Raw genomic sequence first — 8,380 nt, 5'->3', positions numbered from 1 at the left:
GAACAGCCCCGGCCCCGCGGAGCCGGCCCAGCGCTGGATCTCGTAGAGCGGCGTGTGCTCGTGCTCGCGCACGTCCAGGTTCTGCGCCTGCAGCTCGCGCAGCCAGCCACCCACGGCCTGGCCGGGCTGCGGCGTGCAGATCACCGGCAGCGTGTTGATGAAAAGGCCCACCAGCTGCTCCACGCCCGCCAGTTCGCCGGGGCGCCCGGACACGGTCGAGCCGAAGGCCACCGCGCGCTGTCCGCTGTAGCGCTGCAGCAGCAGCGCCCAGGCCGCCTGCACCAGCGTGTTCATCGTGACGCGCTCGCGCTTGGCGAACGCCACGAACCGCCCGGTGGCCTCGGCATCGAACGCGTGGCGCAGGTTGTCGTAGCCGGTCCCTGCGACGGCTGGCTTGGGCAACGCATCGACCAGCCGCGTCGGGCCTTCGAGGCGGCTCGCCTCGCGGCGCCAGTGCGCTTCGCTGGCCGCGGCGTCCTGGGCCTGCAGCCAACCGATGTAGTCGCGGTAGCGGCCCGCGAGCGCGGGTAGCGCCTGGCCGCCGTAGTGGCGCAGCACTTCGCCGAGCAGCTGCGAGGTGCTCCAGCCGTCCAGCAGCACGTGGTGCACCGTCCAGATGAAATGATGGCTGCGCGCGCCGGTGCGCACGAGCACGAAGCGCGCGAGCGGCGCCTCCGCCAACGCGAAGCCGCGCGACTGCTCGGCCTGCGCCAGCGCGGCCATGTCCTCGCACGACGGGTTCCGCTCGCGCCAGTCTTCTTCGCGCCACGGCAGTTGCGCGTGGCGGTCGATCCATTGCAGCGGACGCCCTTCGCGCTGCAGGAAGCCGGTGCGCAGCACGTCATGGCGCTTGAACACGGCCTCCCAGGCCGCGCGGAAACGCGCGGCGTCGAGGTCTTTGAAATCGAGCCGCAGCTGGTTCTGATAAGCCCCGCCGCCCTGCTCGAGCAGCGTCTGGAACAGCATGCCCGACTGCATCGGCGACAGCGGATACAGGTCCGCCAGGCGCGCGGCCGCCACCGGCAACGCGTCGAGCGCCTGCTGGTCGAGCCTGGCCAGCGGAAAGTCCGAGGGCGTCACGCCGAGGGGCCCGCCTGCGCAGTGGCGCACCAATGCCTCGAGTTCCTCCTGGAAGCGCCGCGCCCAACCCAGCACTGCTTCGGCATCGTGGCGCGCGCGGCTGAAGCTCACGCTCAGCCGCAGTTGGCCGTCGAACACCTGGCCGTTGACCGAAAACTCGTGCGTAAGCGGTGCGCCGTCGTCCACCTGCGCGCCGCCCTCTTCCCGCGCGGGAGTCCACTGCGCGCCTTCTCCCGCATCGTCACGGAAAGCGCCGTCGAACTGGCCCAGGTAATTGAACACCACCTGCGCCTTCGGCAGCGCCCGCAGCGCCTTGCGCTGCGCGGCATCGCCCGCATGCTTGAACACGCCGTGGCCCACGCCCTTGTTGGGAACGCGGCGCAGGCTCTCCTTCACGCGCTTGACGGCCTCGCCGATCTCGCCCTGCGGCGCGAGCGCCACCGGGAACAGCGCGGTGAACCAGCCGACGGTGCGCGACAGGTCGATGTGCGCGAAGAGGTCCTCGCGGCCGTGGCCTTCGAGATCCACCAGGACTTGCGAATGCCCGCCCCACACGCACAGCGCGCGGCCGAGCGCCGTGAGCAGCAGGTCGTTGGCCTGCGTGCGGTAGGCCGCGGGCGCGTCCTTCAGGAAGGCCTCGGTCGTCGCCCGGTCGAGCTGCAGCTCGATCGTCTGCTGGTCCTTGACGGTGTTCGAGGCCTGCGGATGCGCGCAGGGCAACGCCGCCGGCACCTGCGCGAGCGTGCGCCAGTGGTCCAGCTCGTCGGCATGATCCGCCGCGTAGCCCTGCAGGGAGAGCGACCAGTCCTTGTAGCTGCTCGTCTTCTCGGGCAGCAGGATGGGCGAGCCCGCGAGGCTCTGGCGGTACGCCAGCTGCAGGTCTTCGAGCAGCACGCGCCACGACACGCCATCGACCACCAGGTGATGGATCGCCAGCAGCAGCCGCGCCTGGCCGCCCGGCAGCTCGACGGCCAGCGCGCGGATCAGCGAGCCGTGCGCGATGTCGAGGCTGCGCTGCGCTTCGTCGCACAGCGCTTCGAGCTGCGCGGCATCGGCCGCGCGACGCACCCAGAGCAACTCGTCCAGCTCGCTGCCGGATGCGATCTCGTAGCCCTGCTGCCACGTGCCCGCCGCGTCCTGGCGAAAGCGCAGGCGCAGGCCGTCGTGGTGCTGCACCACGGCGCGCAGCGCCTGGCGCAAGGCCGGCAGCTGCAGCGGCTCGCGGCTTTGCAGCAGCACCGACTGGTTCCAGTGGTGGCGCGCGGGCATCGCCATCTCGAAGAATTCACGCTGGAACGGCAGCAGCGGCACGGCGCCTTCCGCGGCGCTTGCAGCCGGCCGTTTCACATCGCCCGCGGGCTCGATCGCGCCCGCGAGCAGCGCCACCGTCTGGCGCTCGAAGATCTGCTTGGGCGTGGACTTCCAGCCCGCCAGGCGCAGCCGCGCGACGATCTGCAGGCTCAGGATCGAGTCGCCGCCGAGCTCGAAGAAATTGTCGTTGCGCCCGACCTGCGCAAGGCCCAGCACTTCGCACCAGACTTTCGCGAGCGCCTCTTCGGCGGCACCCTGCGGCGCCTCGTAGGCACGCGCCGCCTCGGCCGCGGGTTCGGGCAGCGCATGCCGGTCGACCTTGCCGCTCGGTGCGAGCGGCAGCGTGTCGATCACCATGATCACCGCGGGCACCATGTAGTCGGGCAGCGCGCGCGCGAGCCGCTCCCTGAGCACGGCCGCATCCGCGCGCTGGCCGGCACGGGGCGACACGTAGCCCACCAGCCGGGTGCCGTTCGGCCCGTTCGGCCCGTTCGCGGCGTTCACGGCGTTCACGGCGACCGCGACGGCCTGGCGCACCTCGGGCTGCGCGAGCAGCAGCGCCTCGATTTCGCCCAGCTCGATGCGGAAGCCCCGCACCTTCACCTGGTGGTCGATGCGGCCCAGGTATTCGAGCTGGCCGTCTTCGCGCCAGCGCACCCAGTCGCCGGTGCGGTAGAGGCGGCCGCCCCCTTCGGGTGTCTCGTCGAACGGGTCGGCCACGAAGCGTTCGGCGCTCAGCCCCGCGCGCTGCAGGTAACCGCGGGCGAGGCCCGTGCCGCCCAGGTACAGCTCACCAGCCACGTTGCGCGGCACGCGGTTGAGGTCGCCGTCCAGCACATAGGCCTTGCGGCCTTCCACGGGCCGGCCGATGGGCGCATAGCCTTCGGTGAAGCTCGCATCGGCGGCCACCTTCCACAGCATCGGCGTCACCACGGCCTCGGTCGGCCCGTAGCCGTTGATGAGGATCTTCGGCTTGAGGTACCGGCGCACCGCGTCGAAGCTCTCGCGCGACATCGCCTCGCCGCCGAACGAATACAGCTGCACCGGCGGGCAGCGGCCGGTGTCGCGGGCCCAGTCGGCCAGCTGGCGCAGGTAGACCGGCGGAAAGCCGGCGTTGGTCACGCCGTGGTGCGCCATGGCGTCGAGCGTCTGCTCGGCCGTCCAGAGCGAGGCGTCGCGCAGCAGCAGCGAGGCGCCGCAGCACAAGGCGGTGAAAAGCCGCTCGTGCGCGCCGTCGAACGAGAACGACAGGAAATGCAGTTCGCGCGAACGCGGCCCCATCTCGTAGAGCACGGCCGTGTCGACGCAATGCGCGGCGAAGGGCCCGTGCGCGACCATCACGCCCTTGGGCATGCCGGTGGAACCGGAGGTGTAGATGATGTAGGCGAGGTTGCCGGCATGCACCGGCACCTCGGGTGCGAAGGCGCTCTCGCCGTCGAGGTTCGCGGTGTCCAGCTCGAGCACCTGCACGCCGGCGTTCACCGGCACGCGCGCGCGCAGATGGCTTTGCGTCAGCAGGAGCGCGATGCCGCTGTCCTCGGCCATGTAGGCCAGCCGGTCCACCGGGTACTCGGTGTCCATCGGCACATAGGCGCCACCCGCCTTCAGGATGGCGACGAGGCCCACCACCATCTCCATCGAACGCTCCACCGCGATGCCCACGCGGGTCTCGGGCTTCACACCGAGCGCGACCAGCCGGTTCGCCAGGCGGTTGGCGCGGCGGTCGAGTTCGCCGTAGCTCATCGTGCGGTCGCCGAAGATCAGCGCGGTGGCGTCGGGGCGCTCTTTCGCATGCCGCGCCATGAGGCGGTGCACCGGCTCGGCGTTGCCGTCGGCGCGCAGGTTGACGCCCCATTGCACGAGTTGGCGCGTTTCGCCGGCGGCCAGCAGGTCCAGGTCGCCGATGCGGCAGTCGGGGCGCTCCGCAAGCGCGGCCAGCACGGCGACGTAATGCGCCGCCATGTGTTCGAGAGTCTGTGCATCGAACAGCTCGCGCGCATAGTCGAAGTTCAGCCGCACCTGGCCCGCGCCGTCCTCGGTGCCGCTGAGCGTCAGTTCGAAATGCGCCGGCTGCTCGCCCAGCGCGTAGTCCCGCAGCGCGAGGCCGGGCAGGTTTTCGAGGGCGCCGTGGTCCTGCCGCTGGTGGTTGAACATCACCTGGAACAGCGGCGCCGTGCTCAGGCTGCGCTCGGGCTGCAGGGCCTCGACCAGCTGCTCGAACGGCAGGTCCTGGTGCGCCTGCGCACCCAGCGCCGCCTCGCGGGTGTGCGAGAGCGCCTGCCGCAGGCTGGTGCGGCCATCGAGCTCGTTGCGCAGCACCTGGGTGTTGACGAAGAAGCCGATGACGCCTTCGGACTCCACGCGGTGGCGGTTGGCGATCGGCACGCCCACGCGGATGTCGGGCTGCGCGGTGTAGCGGTGCAGCAGCACCTGGAAGCCCGTGAGCAGCACCATGAAGAGCGTCGCGCCCTCGGCCTGCGCGCGCTTGCGCAGCGATGCGGCCAGTGCCGGCGTGAGCGCGATGTCGTGGCGCGCGGCGCGGTACTTGCCGTCGGCGCGGCGCGGATGGTCCGTCGGCAGTTGCAGCACCGGATGGGCAGCCCCCAGCTGCGCATTCCAGTGTTCCAGCTGGCGGTCTTTCTCGCCGGCTTCGAGCCAGTGCCGCTGCCACAGCGCGTAGTCGGCGTACTGGATCGGAAGCGGCGCGAGCGCCGGCACCTGGCCCAGCACGCGCGCCCGGTACTGCGCGACGAACTCGTCCACCACGACGCGCATCGACCAGCCGTCGGACACGATGTGGTGCATCACCACGACCAGCACGTGTTCGTTCGCGCCGAGGCGGACGAGCCCGACGCGCAGCAGCGGGCCGGCGGTCAGGTCGAAAGGCGTGTCGCAGATGCGCCGCGCTTCCTCGGCGGTGCGTGCCTCGCGCTGCGCGCCATCCAGGGCTGCGAGATCGACGAAGGAGATGTCGAATCCCGCGTCCGGCAAGACGCGCTGCTCGACCACGCCTTGCGCATCGGCCGCGAACACCGTGCGCAGCGATTCATGGCGCGCGACCAGCGCGGCGAAGCTCGCCTTCAGCGCCTCGACATCGAGCCGCCCTTCGAGCTGGAGGCCCCCCGAGACGTGGTACGCCGAACTGCCCGGCTCCAGCTGCCACAGGAACCATTGGCGCATCTGCGCATACGACGGCGCGCAGGCCGCCTGCGCGGCCTCTTCGCGCGGGGTGATCGGAAACTGTCCGATGGTGAAGCCCTCGGCGCGGATCTTCTGGTACACCGCGCGGCGCTGCGCCGCGTTCAGCCGCGAGAAGCGCTTGCCGATCTGGTCGTGGGTGGTGGCGGGAACGGGACTGGGGGTGGTCATCTGAGATGTGATCCGTACGGTGGCTTCGCGTTGCCGGGGTTCATGCAGCTTCTTCCATGCTGTCCATGAAGGCATCGATATCGGAGAGGGCATCGGCGAGCGGCTTTCTCTGGCCGGCGCCGGTGATCAGGGCGGCCATGCCGCCCAGGGTCGGGTGCTGGAAGATGTCCTTGATCGACAGCTGCGCATGCATCGCGCTCTCGACGCGAGCCACCATCTGCACGGACATCAGCGAGTGGCCGCCGAGCTCGAAGAAATCGTCGTGGCGGCCGACGCGGGCCATGCCCAGCACCTCGCACCAGATTGCTGCTAGCGCCACTTCGATCTCACCTTGCGGCGCCTCGTAGGCCCGCTCGCTGGCCCGCTCGGGCTCGGGCAGCGCCTTGCGGTCCACCTTGCCGTTGGCGTTCAGCGGCAAGGTCGCCAGCACCACGAAGGCCGCCGGCACCATGTAGTCGGGCAGCACCGCGCCCAGCCGCGTGCGCAGGCCCGGCGTGTCGATGGATTGCCCTGCCTGCGCCGACAGATACGCCACCAGCATCGTCGCGCCCGCCTGCTCGCGCGCGATGACCGTCGCCTCGCGCACCTCGGGCTGCGCCAGCAGCTGCGCCTCGATCTCGCCCAGCTCGATGCGGAAGCCCCGCACCTTCACCTGGTGGTCGATGCGGCCCAGGTAATCGAGCTGGCCCTGCGCGTTCCAGCGCACCAGGTCGCCGGTGCGGTACAGGCGGCTGCCGTCTTCGGCCGCGATGAAGCGCTCGGCCGTGAGGCCGGCACGGTTCAGGTACCCGCGCGCCAGGCCCTCGCCCGAGACGTGCAACTCGCCCGCCACGCCCAGCGGCACGGGGTTGAGCTGCGCATCGAGCACGCGCAGGCCCAGGTCGGGAATCGCGATGCCCACGGGGCTGCGCTGCGGGCCGATGTCCGCGGCGGTGATGCGACGGTAGGTCACGTGCACCGTGGTCTCGGTGATGCCGTACATGTTGGCCAGTTGCGGCTGCTGGTCGCCGTGGTGCTCGATCCATGTGCGCAAGCGCTGCGGCTCGAGTGCTTCGCCGCCGAAGATCACGACGCGCAGGTCCAATGGTTCTGCCAGCGCCTGCGGCAGGCTGGCCAGTTGGCCGAATGCCGAGGGCGTCTGGTTGAGCACCGTCACGCGCTGCGTGCGCAGCAGCTGCAGGAAGTCCTCGGGCGAGCGGCTGACCCAGTAGGGCACCACCACCAACTTGCCGCCGGTGCACAGCGCCCCGAAGATCTCCCACACCGAGAAGTCGAAGGCGTAGGAGTGGAACAGGGTCCATACGTCCTCGGGGCCGAAGTGAAACCATGCGTCCGTCTGTGACAGCAGGCGTGTCACGTTGCGGTGGCACAGCTGGGCGCCCTTGGGCCGACCGGTGGAGCCGGAGGTGTAGATCACGTAGGCGAGGTTGTCCGGGCTCAGCGCCACCGTGGGATTTGTATCGGGGTAATTGCTGAAGTCCGTGGTGTCCAGCGGCAGCACGACCACGCCGGCGGGCAGCGCGACCGACGCCTGCAGGTGGCTCTGGGTGAGCACCAGCGACAGGCGGCTGTCTTCCACCATGTAGGCGATGCGATCGGCCGGGTACTCCGGATCGAGCGGCACATACGCGCCGCCGGCCTTCAGGATGCCCAGCAGGGCCACCACGAGCTCGATGCCGCGTTCCACCGCGACGCCCACGCGGGTCTCGGGGCCAACGCCCAGTTCGATCAGGTGATGCGCCAGCCGATTGGCCCTGCGGTTGAGTTCGCCGTAGCCGAGCGTCTGTGTCTCGAAGGACAACGCAGGTGCCTCGGGGTGCAGCGCCGCCTGGCGTTCGATCAGCCGGTGCAGCGGTTCCGCATCTCCACAGTCTTGCACGCGCGCGCTCCACGCCGCGAGCTGTTGCTTCTCCTGCGCGGGCATCGGATCGATCTCGCAGACCGGCCGCGCGACCGGCTTCGCCAGCGCATCGACGATCCCTTCCAGCGCCGAATGCACCAGCCCGCAGACATACGCGGCCCCCACCGGCTCGTGGATCTGCGCCACGACCTCGAAGCCCTCGCCCAGGTCGTCGATCGACAGGGTGAGCGGGTAGTTCGTGCGCTCGTCGGCACCGAGAACTTCCATACCTTCGAGGAGCAGCGTGCCTTCGGCCTGCTCCTGCGTGTAGCGGTAGTTGAGCAGCGCCGAGAAGAGCGGCGCGCCGCCCGGCAGCGCCGTGCAGCGCTGCGCCAGCGCGAGGCTCGCGTGCTCGTGGTGCAGCAACTGCGTGAGCGCGTCGTGCGTCTGCTTCACGCAGTGCGCCACATCGCGCGCGCCCAACTTCACGCGCACCGGCAGCGTGTTGATGAACATGCCCCAGGCCCGGTCCGTGCCCTGACCGCCCTGCATGCGCCCGAACAGCACCGTGCCAAACACCACGTCGTCCTTGCCCGTGGCCTTGCCAAGCACCAGCGCCCACGCCAGATGGAACAGCGTCGCCGCGCCCACCCCATGGCGCTGCGCCTCGCGCCGCACCTGCTGCGCCAGATCGGGCGCCAGCTTGAGCTTCGCCTCGTGCACCTGCGTGCCATCGCCCTGCACGTCCAGCAGGTTGAACGGCGCCGTCGGCTCGTCCAC

The 8,380-nt window shown here is 70.4% G+C and carries 2 protein-coding genes; both read right to left on the bottom strand.

The annotated features are described in order from the left end of the window. Window positions 1-5,760 (bottom strand): non-ribosomal peptide synthetase (locus JC881_RS32050; protein ID WP_198789787.1); only part of this gene is annotated, 5,760 nt, incomplete at its 3' end. 40 nt (window positions 5,761-5,800) lie between these two features. Next, window positions 5,801-8,380, bottom strand: a 2,580-nt coding sequence (locus tag JC881_RS32045; RefSeq protein WP_198789786.1) for a non-ribosomal peptide synthetase, incomplete at its 5' end; no start/stop codon positions are given.

Origin of the sequence: Variovorax sp. IB41 (assembly GCF_016405905.1) — a bacterium.
In the GTDB taxonomy this organism is placed as follows: Bacteria; Pseudomonadota; Gammaproteobacteria; order Burkholderiales; family Burkholderiaceae_C; genus Variovorax.
Note: the sequence above shows the minus strand (reverse complement) of the source record. Positions and strands in the feature narration are given on the sequence as shown.